Source organism: Pseudoduganella rhizocola (genome assembly GCF_045984285.3).
Taxonomy (GTDB): Bacteria; Pseudomonadota; Gammaproteobacteria; order Burkholderiales; family Burkholderiaceae_D; genus Rugamonas.
Map to the genome: position 1 here is coordinate 118,098 of NZ_JBJQIK030000009.1, position 18,496 is coordinate 136,593.

General features: G+C 64.8%; 13 protein-coding genes and 2 riboswitches. Of the genes, 8 read left to right on the forward strand and 5 right to left on the reverse strand.

Annotated features, from left to right (window positions below; translation table 11 throughout):
- Positions 1-16 precede the first annotated feature (16 nt).
- Positions 17-757: a hypothetical protein gene (locus ACJRPG_RS19180; protein WP_408001706.1), complete on the forward strand. Its 741-nt coding sequence runs from the start codon at positions 17-19 to the stop codon at positions 755-757.
- Positions 747-1,790: a hypothetical protein gene (locus ACJRPG_RS19185; protein ID WP_408001707.1), complete on the forward strand. Its 1,044-nt coding sequence runs from the start codon at positions 747-749 to the stop codon at positions 1,788-1,790. The genes ACJRPG_RS19180 and ACJRPG_RS19185 overlap by 11 nt, the downstream gene beginning before the upstream one ends.
- A 76-nt stretch (positions 1,791-1,866) precedes the next feature.
- Here the strand turns inward: ACJRPG_RS19185 and gcvP are convergent, their stop codons facing one another.
- The 3 genes from gcvP to gcvT form a co-directional block, all read right to left on the reverse strand.
- On the reverse strand, positions 1,867-4,758 hold the full coding sequence (gene gcvP / locus ACJRPG_RS19190; protein ID WP_408001708.1) for an aminomethyl-transferring glycine dehydrogenase: 2,892 nt from the start codon (positions 4,756-4,758) through the stop codon (positions 1,867-1,869).
- Positions 4,759-4,870: 112 nt separating this feature from the next.
- The gene (gcvH, locus tag ACJRPG_RS19195) at positions 4,871-5,251 is read right to left on the reverse strand and encodes a glycine cleavage system protein GcvH (RefSeq protein WP_408001709.1); all 381 of its coding nucleotides are present in this window, start codon (positions 5,249-5,251) and stop codon (positions 4,871-4,873) included.
- 35 nt (positions 5,252-5,286) lie between these two features.
- Positions 5,287-6,396 carry a glycine cleavage system aminomethyltransferase GcvT gene (gene gcvT, locus ACJRPG_RS19200; RefSeq protein ID WP_408001710.1) on the reverse strand — a complete coding sequence of 370 codons (1,110 nt, stop codon included), beginning with the start codon at positions 6,394-6,396 and terminating at the stop codon, positions 5,287-5,289.
- A 72-nt stretch (positions 6,397-6,468) separates the two neighbouring features.
- Positions 6,469-6,569, reverse strand: a riboswitch (glycine riboswitch).
- A 10-nt stretch (positions 6,570-6,579) separates the two neighbouring features.
- Positions 6,580-6,666: riboswitch (glycine riboswitch) on the reverse strand.
- Between the two features lie 116 nt (positions 6,667-6,782).
- Between gcvT and ACJRPG_RS19205 the strand changes: the two genes are divergently transcribed.
- Entirely contained in the window at positions 6,783-7,343 is a 561-nt protein-coding gene (locus ACJRPG_RS19205) for an ATP-dependent Clp protease proteolytic subunit (RefSeq protein ID WP_408001711.1), read from the forward strand.
- Positions 7,344-7,402: 59 nt separating this feature from the next.
- Here the strand turns inward: ACJRPG_RS19205 and ACJRPG_RS19210 are convergent, their stop codons facing one another.
- A complete protein-coding gene (locus ACJRPG_RS19210) occupies positions 7,403-7,594 on the reverse strand; it encodes a hypothetical protein (RefSeq protein ID WP_408001712.1) in 192 nt (63 codons plus the stop codon).
- A 339-nt stretch (positions 7,595-7,933) separates the two neighbouring features.
- On the opposite strand from ACJRPG_RS19210, the gene ACJRPG_RS19215 reads away from it, so the two are divergent.
- Positions 7,934-10,231 (forward strand): DUF1631 family protein, encoded by a 2,298-nt coding sequence (locus tag ACJRPG_RS19215; RefSeq protein ID WP_408001713.1) that lies wholly within the window; start codon positions 7,934-7,936, stop codon positions 10,229-10,231.
- On the opposite strand, the gene ACJRPG_RS19220 is transcribed toward ACJRPG_RS19215, so the two are convergent.
- Positions 10,171-10,653 carry a low molecular weight protein-tyrosine-phosphatase gene (locus ACJRPG_RS19220; protein WP_408001714.1) on the reverse strand — a complete coding sequence of 161 codons (483 nt, stop codon included), beginning with the start codon at positions 10,651-10,653 and terminating at the stop codon, positions 10,171-10,173. The genes ACJRPG_RS19215 and ACJRPG_RS19220 overlap by 61 nt on opposite strands.
- Before the next feature lie 106 nt (positions 10,654-10,759).
- Here ACJRPG_RS19220 and ACJRPG_RS19225 point away from each other — a divergent pair, with 106 nt between their 5' ends.
- The 4 genes from ACJRPG_RS19225 to ligA all read left to right on the forward strand — a co-directional run bounded on the left by ACJRPG_RS19225 (position 10,760) and on the right by ligA (position 18,495).
- The gene (locus ACJRPG_RS19225) at positions 10,760-11,392 is read left to right on the forward strand and encodes a phosphatase PAP2 family protein (RefSeq protein ID WP_408001715.1); all 633 of its coding nucleotides are present in this window, start codon (positions 10,760-10,762) and stop codon (positions 11,390-11,392) included.
- Positions 11,393-11,479: 87 nt separating this feature from the next.
- Entirely contained in the window at positions 11,480-15,007 is a 3,528-nt protein-coding gene (gene smc / locus ACJRPG_RS19230) for a chromosome segregation protein SMC (RefSeq protein WP_408001716.1), read from the forward strand.
- On the forward strand, positions 15,004-16,146 hold the full coding sequence (locus ACJRPG_RS19235; RefSeq protein WP_408001717.1) for a cell division protein ZipA C-terminal FtsZ-binding domain-containing protein: 1,143 nt from the start codon (positions 15,004-15,006) through the stop codon (positions 16,144-16,146). Before smc ends, ACJRPG_RS19235 begins: the two co-directional genes overlap by 4 nt.
- A gap of 9 nt (positions 16,147-16,155) precedes the next feature.
- Positions 16,156-18,495, forward strand: a complete 2,340-nt coding sequence (ligA, locus tag ACJRPG_RS19240) for an NAD-dependent DNA ligase LigA (protein WP_408001718.1) — start codon at positions 16,156-16,158, stop codon at positions 18,493-18,495.
- The last annotated feature ends 1 nt before the right edge of the window (position 18,496 follow it).

Genomic DNA, 18,496 nt, shown 5'->3' on the forward strand with positions numbered 1-18,496 from the left:
CCCACAAGAAAATACTATGGTCATTGAACGTCCTTATGCCGACCGCGACGAATTCCTGCAACGCTACCTGAAGCCCTTGCTGATGGACCCGCTGCAGGACCGCCTGAACAGCCTGCCCGATTTCCTGTTTTCGCAGCCGGAGAGCGATGGCCGCCTGGACCGGGAAGACAGCGTCAACGAAAAGTCAGGGACCGGGGCCAGCCTGCTCGGCGGCCAGCGCGCCCGGTTTGTGGAAGGCAAGGCGGGCTGGCATTACCGCGATCATGTATTGCTTGCATGGCAACAAGCGGGCCCCACCTCGCACGCGCGCGAATCGGAGCAGGACCTGCAATTCAGCGTGGTGCTGTCCGAGCAGCCGGACATGGCCGGCATTCCGCGCCTGACGGTGGACATCCACGGCTCGCTGATGCGCTATGAATGGGATTCGGTCAGCCAGACCCTGGCCGACGGCCGCAGCCTGCATCTCGGCAAGGGCTGGGCGCGCGCCACGCTGCAATGGTCGCTGCGGGTGCAGTGCATTGCCGGAACCGACGGCCGGGTGCATGTGGTGGCACGGCCGCGCAAGGCGCCGCCCGTGATGGACGCGCGCACGGCGGGCGCCTATATCGTCTCCGACCCGCTGCAGCACCTGATGAATATCCAGCGCATCAGCCACCAGTGGGAACACGGCACCGTGGGCTTGGGCGCCGTACAGGGAGTGCTGGTGGCGCGCCTTGCCGCGGCCATCGAACCTGTGCTGCGCTGGCATGAAGATTAACGATTGCGGGCAGGGCGGCCCATTCTTTGCCGCCGTGGACCATGTGGGCCAGCCGCTGCTGTTCCGCACCGATGCCGACCAGCGCCTGCACCTGATGCGTTTCAGCGTGGAGCGCGGCTGGCGCCGGGTATGCCTGAGTACTGCGCTGCAGGCCAGCGGCAGCCTGCGCGTGGCCTGCGCCGACGTGCGGCAGATGGGCGACGGCCGCATCGTGCTGGCCGTCAGCACCATCGACCGCGAAGGGCAGCATCGCCTGCATGTGGCCTGCGGCCTGCCTTGCGGCCTGGATGACGAAGGCTGGCTGGCCGCCATGCGCGGGGCGCAGCAGGCCGTGCTGCCGGAAGGCACGCAGGTCAGCCGCCTCGATTTCGGTCCCCTGCAGGCCGGAGCGCCGCCACTGCTGCTGGTGACCGGCCAGTGCGAGGGCGAGGAACGTCACTGGTACCTGAACGCCGCCGCCGCCTTCGTGCCCGCGCGCGCCCTGCGCACGCCGGACGGCATGGACGGCGCGGCAGGTTACGCGGTGGGCTGTTTCCGCCTGCCGGGCTTGTGGGCACTGTGTCCGCGCGGCTGCGAAGGCCTGCGCTTCTCGTCCTTCCCCGAAGCCTTCGGCTGGAAGGTGGAAGTGCAATATGCGGGACTGCCTGCCGACGCGGCCAGTTTCCGGCTGGCGGCTGGCGTGGTGCCCAACGTGCCGGACCTGTTTGCGGCGGGCGACCGGATTGTTGTCTACCGTGGCGGCAACGGCGTGCCGCAGCTGGTCTCCGAAACATCGGACGCGCGCCTGCTGTGGGCGGCGCAGGACAGCTGTGCCGAGCACCTGGCCTGGGCTGATGCGGAACAGGCGTTATGGATGGTGTCGCGGCCCAAGCGCGGCGCCTGGGGAGCCCCCAGGATGCTGACGCGCGAACGTGCGGTGCTGGCCTCGGCGCCGGACGGCGGCGTCAACGCCTTCAGCGTTGGCGGAAAGTGGCTGCAGTTCGGCGTGGACGGGCAGCCACTGGCGGCCCATGCCGCCAGCGTACCCCTGTGAAACTGACATACGGTGCCTGACCCCAAGGTGTCACTGACACCATGGGGTCAGGCACTCTGGTGTCAGACTTTATTGCTTACTCGTAAGCGCTGATGGGGGCGCAGCCGCACATCAGGTTACGGTCGCCGTACACGTTGTCGGCGCGGCCGACCGGCGGCCAGTACTTGGCCTTGCGCAGCGATGGCACCGGATAGGCGGCCACTTCGCGCGAGTACTTGCGCTCCCAGACGTCGGCGGTCAGCACTTCGGCGGTGTGCGGCGCGAACTTCAGCGGGTTGTCCGCCTTGTCGAATTCGCCGCTTTCCACTTTGGCGATCTCGCCGCGGATGGTGATCATCGCATCGATGAAGCGGTCCAGCTCAGCCTTCGCTTCGGACTCGGTCGGCTCGATCATCAGCGTGCCCGGCACCGGGAAGCTCATGGTCGGGGCGTGGAAGCCGAAGTCCATCAGGCGCTTGGCCACGTCCTCGTTGCTGATGCCGGTCTTGTCGGTCAGCGGACGCAGGTCCAGGATGCACTCGTGCGCCACCAGGCCGTCGTGGCCCGAATACAGCACAGGGAAGTGCGGCGCCAGGCGGCGTGCAATGTAGTTGGCGTTCAGGATCGCGGTTTCGGTCGCCGCGGTCAGGCCTTCGCCGCCCATCATCGCGATGTACATCCACGAAATCGGCAGGATCGACGCGGAGCCGAACGGCGCGGCCGATACGGCGCCGATGCCGTTCTCATTGCGCGCATAGCCGGTGGAACGCTGGTTCGGCAGGAACTGCGCCAGGTGCGCGCCCACGCCGATCGGGCCGACGCCGGGGCCGCCGCCGCCGTGCGGAATGCAGAAGGTCTTGTGCAGGTTCAGGTGCGAAACGTCGCCGCCGAAAGCGCCCGGCGCAGCCACGCCGACCAGCGCGTTCATGTTGGCGCCGTCGATGTACACCTGGCCGCCGTGCGAATGCACGATCTCGCACAGTTCCTTGATGCCTTCTTCGAACACGCCGTGGGTGGACGGGTAAGTTACCATCACGCAGGCCAGGTTCTTGCTGTGCTGCTCGGCCTTGGCTTTCAGGTCGGCCAGGTCCACGTTGCCGTTCTCGTCGCAGGCCGTCACCACCACCTGCATGTCGACCATGCTGGCCGATGCCGGGTTGGTGCCATGCGCCGACGATGGAATCAGGCAGATATTGCGGTGGCCTTCGCCGCGCGACTCGTGGTACTTCTTGATGACCAGCAGGCCCGCGTACTCGCCCTGCGAGCCGGCGTTAGGCTGCAGCGACACGGCGGCATAGCCGGTAACGGCGCACAGCATCTCTTCCAGCTGGGCGATCATTTCGCGGTAGCCCACGGTCTGGTCGTTCGGCGCGAACGGGTGCACGTTCGAGAACTCCGGCCAGGTAACAGGGATCATTTCGCTGGTGGCGTTCAGCTTCATGGTGCAGGAACCCAGCGGAATCATGGTGCGGTCCAGCGCCAGGTCCTTGTCGGCCAGCGAGCGCAGGTAGCGCAGCATTTCGTGTTCGCTGTGGTAGCGGTTGAAGACCGGGTGGGTCAGGAAGTCCGAGCTGCGGCCCAGCGCTTCAGGGAAGGCGCGCTGCACTTCCGCTTCCACGGCGTCGAAGTCCGGCGCCTTCGCATTGGCAACGCCGGTCGAGAACACGGTCCACAGCGTGGCCAGGGTGTCGCGGTCGGTGGTTTCATCCAGCGACACGCCCACGTGGTTCGCGTCGATCTTGCGCAGGTTGATGCCGTTGGCGACAGCCGCAGCGTGGATGGCGTCCGCGCGGTCGGTCTTCACGGTCAGCGTATCGAAGTAGCTGTCGCTGGCGAGCGAGTAGCCCAGGCCGCGCAGGTAGGCGGCCAGCACGCCGGTGTAGCGGTGCACGCGTTTTGCGATATTCTGCAGGCCTTGCGGGCCGTGGTAGACCGCGTACATGGACGCGATCACGGCCAGCAGCACCTGTGCGGTACAGATATTGGAGGTCGCTTTTTCGCGGCGGATGTGCTGCTCGCGGGTCTGCAGCGCCAGGCGGTAGGCGGTGTTGCCTTGCTGGTCCACGGTCACGCCGACCAGGCGGCCCGGCATGGAACGCTTGTATTCATCGCGGGTGGCCATATAGCCTGCGTGCGGACCGCCGAAGCCCAGCGGTACGCCGAAGCGCTGCGAGTTGCCGACCACAACGTCCGCACCCCATTCGCCCGGGGGCGTCAGCAGCGTCAGCGCCAGCAGGTCGGCTGCCACGACGACCATTGCGCCGTTGGCCTTGACGGTGGCAACGTCGGCGCGGTAATCGCGCACAACGCCGTTCACGCCCGGATACTGCAGCAGCACGCCGAAGGCATCGCTCACGCCGGCCAGTTCGGCCGGGTCGAAGGTCTTGACGGTGATGCCCAGCGGCTCGGCGCGGGTCTGCACCACTTCCAGCGTTTGCGGCAGCACGTCGTTGGCGACGTAGAAGGTTTTCGATTTCGACTTGCCCACGCGCTGGATCAGCGTCATCGCTTCCGCAGCCGAGGTGCCTTCGTCCAGCATCGACGCATTGGCGATGCCCATGCCGGTCAGGTCGGTGATGGCCTGCTGGAAGTTCAGGATGGCTTCCAGGCGGCCCTGCGAGATCTCGGGCTGGTATGGGGTGTAGGCGGTGTACCAGGCCGGGTTCTCGAAGATATTGCGCAGCACGACGCCCGGCGTGTGGGTGCCGTAGTAGCCCTGGCCGATCAGCGATTTCAGCACCTTGTTCTTGCCTGCGATGCCTTTCAGCTTCGCCAGCGCTTCCTGCTCGGGCATCGGCTCGTAGAACTGGCCGAGCGGCAGCGCGCTCTTGTTGCGGATGTGGGCAGGAACCACGGCATCGATCAGCGCGGCGCGCGATGCGTAGCCGAGGACGTCCAGCATCTGCTGCTGTTCGGCGGCGTCCGGGCCGATGTGACGGGCGATGAATGCATCGCGGGCTTCAAGTTGGGAGAGGCTGGTGCGGGTCATGGCGATTAGGGCAGGGCAGTGAAAAGAGTCGTTCCCGCGCAGGCGGGAACCCAGGAGTGTCCAGGCGGCGCGTCAGCCCACCTGGGTCCCCGCCTGCGCGGGGACGACGAACTTAGCCTTCGGTGGTCTTGCCGTATGCCGCAGCATCCAGCAGGCCGTTGATGGCGGAAGCGTCGCTCGGCTTCAGCTTGAACAGCCAGGCGCCGTAGGCGTCGGCGTTGATCGATTCAGGCGAGGCGGTCACGGCGTCGTTGACGGCGGTGATTTCGCCCGACAGCGGCGCGTAGATGTCGGAAGCGGCTTTCACCGATTCCACCACGGCGGCGTCATCGCCGGCGGTGAAGGTGGCGCCGACTTTCGGCAGTTCCACGAACACGATGTCGCCCAGTGCATCCTGTGCGAATTCGGTGATGCCCACGGTCACGGTGCCATCGGCTTCCGCGCGTACCCACTCGTGGGATTCGGTGTACTTCAGGTCTGCTGGGATATTCATGTGTGCTCCAGTTCTGGTTGTGGGTGTGTTTGGGGTCAGGCAGCGAGGATTTTACCGTTACGGACGAACGGCAGCTTCACCACGGTGGCGGCCAGCTTCTTGTCGCGGATTTCAACGTGCACGGTATCGCCCAGCTGCACGCCCATCGGCACGCGCGCCAGCGCAATCGCCTGCTGCATGGTCGGGCTGAAGGTGCCGCTGGTGATCTCGCCGGTTTCGCCGCTGGCGGCAATGACTTTCTGGTGCGCGCGCAGCACGCCGCCTTTTTCGCGCAGGATCAGGCCCACGAACTGGGCGTTCTGGCCCTTGGCCTGCAGCGCCGCCTTGCCGATGAAATCACGCTCGCTCACCAGGTCGATGGTCCATGCCAGGCCTGCGTCCAGCGGGTTCACGCTGTCGTCCATATCCTGGCCGTAGAGGTTCATGCCGGCTTCCAGGCGCAGCGTGTCGCGCGCGCCCAGGCCTGCCGGTTTGATGCCTGCGGCGGCGAAGGCGTTCCACAGTGCTTCGGCCTTGTCGGCGGCAACGCCGATCTCGAAGCCGTCTTCGCCGGTATAACCGGTGCGCGCCACCATGGCTTCGCCGAACTTCGTGTCCGGCACCAGGGCCACATTGAACGGCTTCATCTCGGCCGTGGCTTCTTTCGCTTCCGGCAGCACTTCCCAGGCCTTGGCGCGCGCGTTCGGGCCCTGCACGGCGATCAGCGCCATGGCGTTCACGCCGTCGCGGCGCTGGGTGATGGTGAGGTTGCCCTTGTTCTGGGCCTGCATCCACGCCACGTCTTTTTCCGCCGTCCCGGCGTTGACCACCAGGCGGAACCAGTTTTCGTTGATGAAGTAGACGATCAGGTCGTCGATCACGCCGCCTTCAGGGTTCAGCATGCAGGAGTAGAGCGCCTTGCCGCTGACCTGCAGCTTGTCCACGTTGTTGGCGAGCAGGTGGCGCAGGAAGCCGCGCACGTCGTCGCCCTTGATATCGACCACGCACATGTGGGCCACGTCGAACATGCCGGCGTCGCTGCGCACGGCATTATGTTCTTCGATCTGGGAGCCGTAGTTGACCGGCATGTCCCAGCCGCCGAAATCGACCATGCGGGCGCCGAGTGCGCGGTGTGCGTTATTGAGTGGTGTGGCTTTGAGCGTCATGACTACCTCGGTCCAGGGTTGGGGTTAACAGAACATGCACGGAGAAGCTGACAAGCCTTTTCCACAATGATCGCTGACCCCTCTGTCCTTGGTACCTGAGAGATAACGGGAATTTGCTTCCCGCACGCCCCTTCGGTGGGCTGCGAACGCAGCCGCTCTCCAGAGTTCCTGCCCGCCTTGGCGAACGCCTGACCGGTCCTTTTGCCTGAGAGTTTTTGGGTGGTGCCCCTTCGGCGGCCGCGGGTAGCAGCGCTCTCCCGGTCAAGACTGCGGAATATATGCCAGAAGGGCATTTATGTCAATCTGCGGGAGGGTGGATCACCTACCGTGCTGCCCCCAAAAAGTGCCTTTGCTAGAATGAAGCCCTCTATGTAGAAGGTACAGCCATGAGCGAAGATAAACATAAACTGGACGGAGCGGCCTGGTACACATTGTCGGGTGATGTGAACAGCGACATGGTGCACCGCGTGTTCGATGCGGTTGCAGACATGACGGAAGACGGCGTGGAGACCGCCCACATTCTGCTGCAGTCCAACGGAGGCTATGTGAGCGACGGGCTCTGCCTTTACAACTACCTGCGCAACCTGCCGATCAAGATCGTGATGTACAACGGCGGCGCCGTGGCTTCGATCGCCGTGATTCTCTATCTCAGCGGCGAGGAGCGCTATGCCAGCGAAACCGCGCGCTTCATGGTGCACAAATCGCATGCCAGTGCGCCTTCCGGCGCCCGTCCGGATGCGCTGCGCATTATTGTCGAGGGCCTGCAGGCCGACGACGCGCGCACCGAATCCATCCTGCGCGAACACCTCACGCTGGACGACCAGCACTGGGCGGTGCATGCCTACTCCGACCTCCACCTGACGGCGCGCGAAGCGCACAAGGTAGGGCTGGTGCACGACGTGATCGACTTCAAACCGCCACCCGGCAAGCGCGTGACGAACATCTGAAAATTGGGGACAGACCCGGATTTTCGGTTGGGCCGAAATCCGGGTCTGTCCCCAATTATTCAGCGCTTGCCGCCGCGCGAGCCCGACGACTTGTTGCCGTCGTTTTTGTGGCTCTGGCGTCCTGCTTCGGCGTGCTGTTCAGGCGTGCCGCCCTGGGTGCCGCCGGAACGGGAACCCTGGTTGCCAGACTGCTTCGAGCTGCCGGAAGAGGACGAGCCTTGCTTGTTGCCACCGCGTTGATTCGAGGCCATTTTGCATTTCCTTTCAGAAAGAATGTTAAAAAGTCACTCGCCGCAAGCGCTGCTGTGAAGCGACTCAGCGCGGCCGGTTTTGCCACGCTCAACCGTTTCGCAGATGCGTTTTCGGTAGCGAAATGATGCGATTTTGCTCAGGCTCCGGATATCGGAGTTCGCGCAGAACCCATGTAGGATAAAACCTTGCTGGCCGCTTCTCCTGTTGAGCATCCGTTTGACAATTTTTCGACAAATTCCAACATTTTTGCGAAAAGTTTCTACAGTTATATTGCCATGTGGAAATTATCTGCCAGAATAAGATGAGCAGCAGTCCGCTGTCTTTTTTTCGGCTTTCCCATGCAAGCAGTACCCGCCCCTGTTCCCGGCGCCCGTGCGGCGATCACCTCAAGGCTCGCCTTGCTGGAGGGGCTGATTGCGACCGTGCTGCAGCACTTCAACGCGCAGTTCAGCGATTTCTCCACGCGGCTGGCGGGCGCCTTGGTGGACGGCAGCGACATGGAGGGCAGCGTCGCCAGCGTGCAGCTGCGTATCCGCGCCGGAAACCTGCTGCGCAACCGCCATTTCGCCTTCCTGCACCTGGCGGCGGCGGCGCTGGAAAAAGGGCTGCGGCTGGAGTTCGCGCAGCTTGGCCCGAAGGCTGTGCGCCCGCCCGAATGCGAGCCGCTGTCGCTGGTGCCGTATGAGGTGATGGACGAGAAGGTCACACTGTCCGCCGTCTGCAAACCTTTCGACCTGCAGTATTCGGACGCGCTGGCCACGCTGAATGTGCGGCTGGCCTTCATGATGGACCGCGCCATCCTGCGCGCGGGCCAGAATCCCTTCCGCCCCGAGGTCTTCATCGCGGCGCTGCACCAGGCCTGGCTCTCCTTCAATCCCGAAGAGGAAGCGGCAGGCCTGCTGCTGGCAATGCTCAAACCTGGCCTGATGCTGGAGCTGGCGCCGCTGTACGAGGCATTGAACCTGTCCTTGCAGCGCAAGGGCGTGTTGCCCGGCGACGTGGACCGCGCGCGCAGCCGCCGCTCGGATTCGCACGACGCGTCCGGTGCACGCAAACGCCAGCAGGACGACGCCCTGGCCGACCAGTTGCGCCAGCTGTTCGCGCGCGGCGCCGACGACGCGTTGGCCGGCATGAACCTCGATCTGCCGGCCCATGCCCTGGCGCCCGCCGATCCCGATGCGCCGCCACCGCCGTGGGCGTCCGCCGCAACGCGCCGCGCGCGCGATGGCGTGGCGCGGCAAACGCCAAGAACCGCTGCAGCCGGTGAGGATGCAGGCCCGCCTCCCGCCGGCGGCGCCTACGTTCATATTGGCAGCGCAGCGCGCGAACACCTGATGGCCTACCTGGGCTGGATGCAGCGCGAAGCGCCGCGCGCGGCGCCGGAGGCGGGCGCGCAACAGGCTGCAGCGCCGCACAATGTGATCTACCTGCCGGCCATCAAGCAGGGCGCCCCGCGCGGCACGCTCACGCACGCCGATGAGAGCACCATCGACCTGCTGACGGCCGTCTTCGAAACCGTGTTCCGCGACCAGAACATCGCGAAGGAAATCCGCGAGCTGGTGCTGCTGCTGCAGGTGCCCGTGCTGAAAGCCGCGCTGGCCGACAAGGACTTTTTCTTCCAGGAGTCGCACCCCGCACGCCGCCTGATCGAACTGCTGTCGAAGATGGGCTGGGAGCAGCGCAAGGACAGCGAAGATCCGCTTTACCAGGCCATGCAGCGCTCGGTCGAACGCATCGGCCGCGATCCCGAGCAGGAGCTGCAGGTATTCACGGAAGCGGTGGATGAACTGGAGCAGACCATCAGGCAGGACGAGCAGGCTGCCGAGCAGGCTATCGCCGAACCGATCGCCGCCGCGCTGAAGCAGGAAAGGCACACCGCCGCGCAGCGCAGCGCGAAGGAGGCGGTGTCCATGCGCATCGGCACCGGCGAAGTGGTGGCCGTGGTGGAAGCCTTCCTGGAAAACAAATGGACCGATGTGCTGACGCTGGCCTACACCGTGGAAGAAGAGAAGCCCGGCGCAGTCAGGCACGCCACCAGTGCAATGGATGACCTGATCTGGAGCGTAAAGCCCAAGATCTCGCCGCAGGAACGCAAGGAGCTGATCGCAAAGCTCCCCGGCCTGCTGGCCCGCCTGAATAAATGGCTGGACGCCATCAAGTGGCAGGACGCAGAGCGCCTGCGCTTCTTCGCCGAACTCGCCGAATGCCACGCTTCCATCGTCCGCGCGCCGGTGGAGTTGTCCCCGGAACGCCAGCTCGAACTCTCGATGCAGGCCGCGCAGCAAGCCGCCGAACGCCGCGAGGCAATGAAGGAGCGTGAGATGGAAGCAAGGGATGAAGAAAGCGGCGTTGTGGCGAGCCTTGCACGCGGCATGTGGCTGGAATTCGAGCAGGAAGGCGCCGGGCCGCGCAAGGTCAAGCTGGCGTGGGTAAGCCCGCTGCGCACGCTGTTCATCTTCTCCACGCGCGGACGCGAAGAGGCGTTCACCTTATCGGGCGAAGAACTGGCGCGCAAGTTCGACGCCAACATGGTGCGCATCGCCAGCACGGATGGCGTGGTGGGGCGCGCGCTGTCTCAGGCTTTGGGTGCGGCCAGCAACGAGGAGATCAGCCCGTCCGCGGCATCCTCGATGTAATCGAGTACCGTGTCGAAGCCCTGGGCGCCGCCGTAATACGGGTCCGGCACCACGCGCGAGCCGGAATGCGTCGCATATTCCATGAACAGTTTCAGTTTATGCCTGTGCTGCGGCGGGCAGGAACGCGCCAGCAGCGCCAGGTTGTCCTCGTCCATTGCCAGCACGTGGTCGAAGCGCGCGAAATCGTCCGCGGACACCTGGCGTGCCCGCAACGGGCTGAGGTCGTAGCCGCGCTGCGCCGCATGCCGCGCCGAGCGCCCGTCCGGCGCATCGCCGATATGGTAGCCGTGCGTGCCCGCCGAGTCGATATGCAGGTCCAGCCCCGCAGCGGCAGCGCGGTGCCGGAATACCGCTTCGGCCGTGGGCGAGCGGCAGATATTCCCCATGCAGACAAAGAGGACGGAAGTTTTGTGAGCGCTCATTGATGTGCGGTGTTGCCTTATTGAAATGTTCTGTAGTATAACCGCCCGGTATGGTTCAATACAGTTCGCTTGCCGTCCGGGCAGCTTGAAAGAGGAAGGTACGGGAATGCAGAGTTGGTGGAGTGCTGTCAGTGTCCTCGGCAGCCTTGCCGTCACAGGCCCGCTGGGCGTGGCGATTGCTTTATGGCTGGTGGCCGGCCGTTCGTGGCGGCTGACGGCAACGTGGGTAGTGCTGTTCGGCGCCGGCATGGCGCTGGTGGTGGCAACCAAGGTGGCCTTCATCGGCTGGGGCGTGGGGATTCCGGAGGCACAGTTCGCGGGCCTCAGCGGGCATGCGATGCGCGCCTGTGCCGTTTTCCCTGTCGCTTTCTATCTGGCTTTCCGCCAGGCGCAGCCTGAGTGGCGGCGCGGCGCCTTTGTGCTGGGCGTGCTGCTGGCGGCGCTCATCAGCTATTCGCGCCTGCCGGTGCTGGCGCATTCCGCTTCCGAAGTGGTGCTGGGCGCCGGCGTGGGTTATGCCGTTGCCGCCGCCTTCATCCTGCTGTCGCGCGCGGACCATCCGGCCCTGATCGGGCGGGTGCTGGCGGCTCTCTGCATCCCGGTGCTGCTGCTGGCGCCGCACGCCGAGCCGGTGCCCACCGAACGCTGGATGACGGAGCTCGCGCTTTTCCTCTCGGGCCACGACAAGCCGCATCACCGCAGCTGGCAGCTCGGCCCACAGCGGCGCCCATCCATATAATGCGAAAATGGCCAGATTCGCCAGACGAAATGGTATGATTATCCACTTTTCCAACCATGCCTGACCGGGCGAAGAACTGATTACAACGTGCGTCTATCTTCCATTAAATTGTCGGGATTTAAGTCGTTCGTCGATCCCACCAATTTCCAGGTGCCGGGCCAGCTGGTCGGCGTGGTAGGTCCCAACGGCTGCGGCAAGTCGAATATCATCGATGCGGTGCGCTGGGTGCTGGGTGAATCGAAGGCTTCGGAACTGCGCGGCGAGTCCATGCAGGACGTCATCTTCAACGGCTCCACCCACCGCAAGCCTGCCGGCCGCGCCTCGGTCGAGCTGGTGTTCGACAACCACGACGGCAAGGCTTCCGGCCAATGGGGCCAGTATGCCGAGATCGCGGTCAAGCGCACGCTGACGCGCGACGGCACCTCCACCTATTACATCAACGGCCAGCCGGTGCGCCGGCGCGATATCCAGGACATCTTCCTCGGCACCGGCCTCGGTCCGCGCGCCTACGCGATCATCGGACAGGGCATGATTGCGCGGATTATCGAATCGCGGCCGGAAGAGCTGCGTGTGTTCCTGGAAGAGGCGGCGGGCGTATCGAAGTACAAGGAACGCCGCCGGGAAACCGAAAACCGCCTGCACGACACGCGCGAAAACCTGCTGCGCGTGGAAGACATCCTGCGCGAACTGAATGCCAACCTGGAGAAGCTGCAGGGACAGGCCGAAGTCGCCACGCGCTTCCACCAGCTTTCGTCCGACCAGGAAGAGAAGCAGAAGCTGCTCTGGCTGCTGCGCAAGACGGAAGCGCAGAACGAACAGGCCAAATACTTCCGCGACATGGAGCAGGCGCAGACCGACCTGGAAGAGCAGACCGCGAAGCTGCGCCACGTCGAGCTGTCGCTGGAGCAGATGCGCCAGGCGCACTTCGCCGTCGGCGACCGCCTGCACCAGGCGCAGGGCCACCTGTACCAGACCAACTCGGAAATCGGCAGCCTGGAAGCGCAGATCAAGTTCGTCATCGAATCGCGCACCCGCCTGCAGCAGCAGCTCGCCACGCTGACGGCGCAGCGCGACCAGTGGCAGCGCCAGGCCGAGGAGTATGCGGGCCAGGTGGAAGAGGCTGAATTCAATCTGGAAGAACTGTCCGCCAAGGTGGAACAGGCGCGCATGATGGCCGAGCAGAAGGCCGAACTGCTGCCCACGCTGGAAGCGGAATGGCGCGAATCGCAGAACAAGAGCACGGAATCGCGCGCCCGCATCATGCAGGCGCAGCAGCAGCTCGAACTGGAATCGGCGCACCAGCGCAATGCCAACAACATCCTGAACGGCCTGGCCACGCGCCGCGAACGCCTGATGCAGGAGAAGAACGGCCTGTCGATGCCGGATTCCTCGCACCTGGTGAACCTGAAGATGCAGCTTGAGGAAAAGCAGCAGTCGCTGGAAGAGCAGAACATGATGCTCGAAGAGGCGATGGAGCAGCAGCCCAAGCTGGAAGAGGAGCGCCAGCAGGCGCAGGCCGCCGTGCAGGCCGAAACGGCCGCCAATGCGCAGCTGGAAGCGCGCCTGAACGCGCTGCGCGAACTGCAGGAGCGGGCGCAGACGCAGGGCAAGGTCACGCCATGGCTGCAGAAGCATGAGCTGAACGAACTGCCGCGCCTGTGGCAGAAGATCCAGATCGAGAACGGCTGGGAAACGGCGATGGAATCGGTGCTGCGCGAGCGCACCTCCGCGCTGCAGGTATCGAATATCGAGTGGGCCAAACACTTCTTCAGCGATGCGCCGCCGGCCAAGCTGGCCCTGTTTGCGCCGCTGACTTCCGCACCCGCCGCCGCTGCCGAGCAGGCGGGCCTGAAGCCTTTCATCAACCTGCTGAAACTGAACGATCCCGGCCTGCGCGGCGTGCTGCAGGACTGGCTGCACAACGTATTCATCGCGGACGATGCGGCGGAAGCCTTCATGGCGCGCGGCACGCTGCCTGCGGGCGGCAGCTTTGTCACGAAACAGGGCCACATCATCTCGCAGTCCAGCGTGCGCTTCTACGCGGCGGACGCGGAGCAGGAGGGCATGCTGGGCCGCCAGCAGGAAATCGACAACATCACCAAGCAGCTGCGCGCGCAGTCCATGCTGGCCGAAGAAGCGCGCGCGCGTTCGGTGCGTGCCGATGCCGCGCTGTCGAACCATAGCCGGAACCTGGTCGAGCTGCGCGCGAAGACGCAGAGCCTGACTTCTTCCGTGCATACGCTGCAGCTGGAAGTGGTGAAGCTGTCAGAGATCGAAGCGCGCTTCAACCAGCGCAGCGGCCAGATCGAAGCCGATCTCGCCGAGATTGCGGCGCAGGAACAGGAGCAGATGCAGGTCAAGCTCGAATCCGAAGAGAAGTTCGAACAGCTCGATATGGAGCTGGGCAACCTGCAGGGCGAGCACGAAGAAGGGCAGACCGCTTTCCTGCTGAAAGAGCAGCGCCTGGCCGATGCGCGCGAAGCGCTGCGCGAGCTGGAACGCAAGGCGCAGGAAGCGGAATTCGCCGAGAAGTCGGCGCGCAGCCGCATCGAGGAACTGCGCCGCAATATCGCCACCGCGCAGCAGCAGGTGCAGCAGGTTGGAGAAAGCCTGCGCGCAGGCCAGAGCGAGCTGGAAACGCTGGAGGCAGGCACCGCCAACGAAGGCCTGCAGGAGCTGCTGGACCGCCGCACGCAGCAGGAAAAAGCGCTGTCCGATGCTCGCCATGAACTGGACCAGATCACGCAGCAGCTGCGCCACGCGGAGGACGCGCGCATGCAGGCCGAACGCAGCCTGCAGCCGCAGCGCGACAAGATCACCGAAATGCAGCTGAAGGAGCAGGCGGCCCGCCTGAACCAGGAACAGTTTGCGCAGCAGCTGGCCGAAGTGCAGGCCGACGAAGCCGCGCTGGCCGAGAAGCTGCATCCGGACCTGAAGGCCTCCTACCTGCAGGGCGAAGTCACGCGCCTGACCAATGCCATTGCGGCGCTGGGCGCGGTCAACCTGGCGGCGCTGGACGAACTGGCGCAGGCTTCTGAGCGCAAGAACTTCCTCGATTCGCAGAACGCCGACCTCACCGAGGCGATCAACACGCTGGAAGACGCCATCACCAAGATCGACAAGGAAACCCGCGACCTGCTGCAGGAAACCTTCGACCGCGTGAACGGCCACTTCTCCGAGCTGTTCCCGATCCTGTTCGGCGGCGGCCAGGCCAAGCTGATTATGACGGGCGACGAAATCCTGGACTCCGGCGTGCAGGTGATGGCCCAGCCGCCGGGCAAGAAGAACGCCACCATCCACCTGCTGTCCGGCGGCGAAAAAGCGCTGACCGCAACGGCGCTGGTGTTCTCCATGTTCCGCCTGAATCCCGCGCCGTTCTGCCTGCTCGACGAGGTCGATGCACCGCTGGACGACGCCAATACGGAGCGCTTCTGCCGCATGGTGAAGCGCATGTCCGACCAGACCCAATTCCTCTTCATCTCGCACAACAAGATTGCGATGGAGATGGCCAATCAACTGATCGGTGTGACGATGCAGGAGCAGGGCGTATCGCGCATCGTGGCGGTGGACATGGAAGCCGCCGCCCACTTCGCTACCGAGGCACAAGCAGCATGACAGATCTTCAATTAAGTTTGATCGCAGCCGGCGGCGTATTCATCGTCGGTGTTTTCTCGTACAACAAATGGCAGGAATACAAGGCCAAGAAGAGCGTGGAGCGCGCCTTCGCCTCCGAGCACGATGATGTGCTGATGCGCAGCGGCGAAGCCCCTGCCTACGACAGTGTGGACCGTAGCGAGCCAAGTTTTTCGCTGGACGATGTGCCCATGGTGGACGGCGGCTCCGGCGCCTACGCCACGCCGGAACATGGCGCTCCTGCCGTGGCGCCCGGCATCACGGAAGACGCGGCGCCTGCTGCACCGGTGCGTAGCGCCGATGCCGGCGTGCCGCCATCCGAACTGGCAACGAGCCTGGTCGATCCGCTGATCGACTGCCTGCTGCCGCTGGAACTGGAAGCGCCGATCCGCGGAGACAAGCTGCTGCCGGTGCTGCAGAAGCTGCGCTTCGTGGGCAGCAAGCCGGTGCACTTCATCGGTTTCGCCGTCAGCGGCGACTGGGAACCGGTCACGCACGGCACCGTCTACACCAAATTGCAGGGCGGCGTGCAGCTGGCCAGCCGCACCACGGCCCTGAACGAACTCGAATACTCGGAACTGGTGACGCGCCTGCGCGGCATTTCGGACGAAATCGGCGCCGAGCCGCAGATTCCGGACATGATCGAAGTGATGGGCGAGGCCAAGACGCTGCACCGTTTCGTCGCCAGCCATGACGCGCAGCTGGGCGTGAACCTCGCCACCAACGGCGCTCCGTGGGCCATCACGACCCTGATCGGCGCGCTGGAGAAGCAAGGCTTCGACGTGCGTCCGGATGGCCGCTACGTGATGCCTGACGGCGACGGCGGACATCTGTTCTCCTTGTCCACCAATGTCTCGCCGGCGGAAGAAACCACGCCGCGCCTCACATTGCTGCTGGACGTGCCATGCGTTGCCCCTGCGCGCGACGGTTTCGGCGCCATGGTGGCCTGCGCCAAATCGCTGGTGGCGCGCCTCGATGCGACCATTGTGGACGACTACAACCAGCCGCTGAGCGACGAGGCCCTGGCCGAAATCGCGGGCCAGGTGAAGGACTTCTACGCCGATATGGAAGCGTCCGACATTCCGGCCGGTTCCACCCGCGCACTGCGCCTGTTCAGCTAAGAGGCGGGCATGAAAGAAATGACACCGGCGGAGCGCGTTGAATGGCTCACGGCGGAGCTGAACCGTCACCTTCACGCCTACCACGTGCTCGACGCGCCGACCATTCCGGACGCGGAATACGACAAGCTTTTCATCGAACTGCAGCAGCTGGAGGCGGCCCACCCCGAACTGCAGGCGCCGGATTCGCCGACCCTGCGCGTGGGCGCGCCGCCGCTGGCCGCCTTCGACGCGGTCACGCATGCAGTGCCCATGCTCTCGCTGAACAACGGCTTTACCGATGAGGATATCGAGAATTTCGACCGCCGCGTGCGCGACGGCCTCGATGCCGTGCAGGTGGACTATGCCGCCGAAGTGAAGTTCGACGGCCTGGCCATCAACCTCCGCTACGAGAACGGCGTGTTCGTGCAGGCCGCCACCCGCGGCGACGGCTACACCGGCGAGGACGTGAGCGCGAATATCCGCACGATCAAGGCGATTCCGCTGCGCCTGCACGGCGCAAACGTACCCTCCGTGCTGGAAGTGCGCGGCGAAGTGCTGATGTTCAAGGCCGATTTCGCGGCCATGAATGCGCGCCAGCGTGAACTGGGCCAGAAGGAATTCGTCAATCCGCGCAATGCCGCGGCGGGCGCACTGCGCCAGCTCGACTCGCGCATCACCGCCTCGCGCAACCTGCGCTTCTTCGCCTACGGCATCGGCGAACTGAAAGGCGCGGACATGCCGGCCACCCATTCGGCGCTGCTCGACTGGTACGAGAAGCTCGGCCTGCCGGTGGCGAAGGAACGCGCCGTGGTGCGCGGCAAGGAAGGCCTGCTGGCCTACTACGCCAAGATCGGCGCGGGCCGCCCGGCCATGCCTTATGAGATCGACGGTGTGGTCTACAAGACCAACCGCGTGGAAGACCAGCGTGCGCTGGGCTTCGTGTCGCGCGCGCCGCGTTTCGCCCTGGCCCACAAATTCCCCGCTGAAGAAGCGACAACCACGGTGCAGGCCATCGACGTGCAGGTAGGCCGCACCGGCGCCATCACGCCGGTAGCGCGCCTGGAGCCCGTGTTCGTCGGCGGCGTTACCGTCACCAACGCCACGCTGCACAACGAAGACGAAGTGCGCCGCAAGGACGTTCGCGTGGGCGATACCGTCATCGTGCGCCGTGCGGGCGACGTGATTCCCGAAGTGCTGGCGGTAGTGCTGGACAAGCGCCCCTCGCCGGAGCCTGCCGCCTACGTGCTGCCGAAAACCTGCCCGGTCTGCGGCTCGCACGTGGTGCGCGAGGAGGGTGAGGCGATTGCGCGCTGTTCCGGTGGCCTGATCTGCTCCGCCCAGCGCAAGGAGGCAATCCGCCACTTTGCCGGCCGCCGCATGATGGATATCGAAGGCCTGGGCGACCGCTATATCGACAACCTGGTGGAGTGCAACCTGATTCACGGCGTGGCCGACCTTTACAAGCTCACGCAGGCCGACCTGCTGAACATGAAGCGTCTCGCCGATGAGCGGGAGGGCGTCACGCCGGAAACGGTCCAGCAGGGGAAGATCGCCACCAAGTGGGCGGACAACCTGCTGGAGGCCATTGCTGCCAGCAAGAAGCCGCCGCTGGAGCGCCTGCTGTTCGCGCTCGGCATTCGCCACGTCGGTGAATCGACGGCGAAAACGCTGGCCGACTGGCTGGGCAAGTTTGATCTGGTCCGCCGCGCGCCGGAAGCATTGCTGCGCGTGCTGCCGGACATCGGTGGTACGGTGGCGGAATCCATCGCCGATTTCTTCGCCGAAGAAAAGAACCAGCAGGCCATTGATGCGCTGCTGGCCGCAGGTGTCGAGCCGCAGGGCGAGCATCCGCCAAAAGCCGCGCTGCGCGAAAAGCTGGAACCGGTCAAGCTGCTGGCCTCACTGGGCATTCCTAAGCTGACGGAGCCGCGCGCGAAGCAGCTGATCGAGCAGGGCGTGACGCTGGAAGCGCTGGCCTGGCTGAAAGTATTCGACGTCTTCGGCCTGCCTGCGGCAGTGGCGGGCGCGCTTGAAGAATGGATGCAATCGAAAGCCAACCGTGACAAGCTGATTGCGCTGGACGCGCTGCGCACCGAACTGCTGGCGCAGCTGCCGGAAGTGGCGGAAGCGGAAGGCGCCATGACGGGCAAGACCTTCGTGCTGACCGGCACGCTGCCGACCATGAGCCGCGATGCGGCCCAGGCGCTGATCGAGCAGGCGGGTGGCAAGGTCTCCGGTTCGGTCTCGAAGAAAACATCGTATGTAGTAGCGGGCGCCGAAGCAGGCAGCAAGCTCGCCAAAGCCGAAGAACTCGGCGTTACCATCCTGGACGAAGCGGGCCTGCTCGCTTTGCTGGGCAAAACGGAATAAG

Bases quoted from the DNA above. Each gene is read 5' to 3' on its own strand.
- gcvH (WP_408001709.1), bottom strand. From the start codon at position 5,251: ATGAATATCCCAGCAGACCTGAAGTACACCGAATCCCACGAGTGGGTA.
- ACJRPG_RS19220 (WP_408001714.1), bottom strand. From the start codon at position 10,653: ATGAGCGCTCACAAAACTTCCGTCCTCTTTGTCTGCATGGGGAATATC.
- ACJRPG_RS19210 (WP_408001712.1), bottom strand. From the start codon at position 7,594: ATGGCCTCGAATCAACGCGGTGGCAACAAGCAAGGCTCGTCCTCTTCC.
- gcvP (WP_408001708.1), bottom strand. From the start codon at position 4,758: ATGACCCGCACCAGCCTCTCCCAACTTGAAGCCCGCGATGCATTCATC.
- ACJRPG_RS19225 (WP_408001715.1), top strand. From the start codon at position 10,760: ATGCAGAGTTGGTGGAGTGCTGTCAGTGTCCTCGGCAGCCTTGCCGTC.
- ACJRPG_RS19180 (WP_408001706.1), top strand. From the start codon at position 17: ATGGTCATTGAACGTCCTTATGCCGACCGCGACGAATTCCTGCAACGC.
- ACJRPG_RS19185 (WP_408001707.1), top strand. From the start codon at position 747: ATGAAGATTAACGATTGCGGGCAGGGCGGCCCATTCTTTGCCGCCGTG.
- ACJRPG_RS19205 (WP_408001711.1), top strand. From the start codon at position 6,783: ATGAGCGAAGATAAACATAAACTGGACGGAGCGGCCTGGTACACATTG.
- ligA (WP_408001718.1), top strand. From the start codon at position 16,156: ATGAAAGAAATGACACCGGCGGAGCGCGTTGAATGGCTCACGGCGGAG.
- ACJRPG_RS19235 (WP_408001717.1), top strand. From the start codon at position 15,004: ATGACAGATCTTCAATTAAGTTTGATCGCAGCCGGCGGCGTATTCATC.
- gcvT (WP_408001710.1), bottom strand. From the start codon at position 6,396: ATGACGCTCAAAGCCACACCACTCAATAACGCACACCGCGCACTCGGC.
- ACJRPG_RS19215 (WP_408001713.1), top strand. From the start codon at position 7,934: ATGCAAGCAGTACCCGCCCCTGTTCCCGGCGCCCGTGCGGCGATCACC.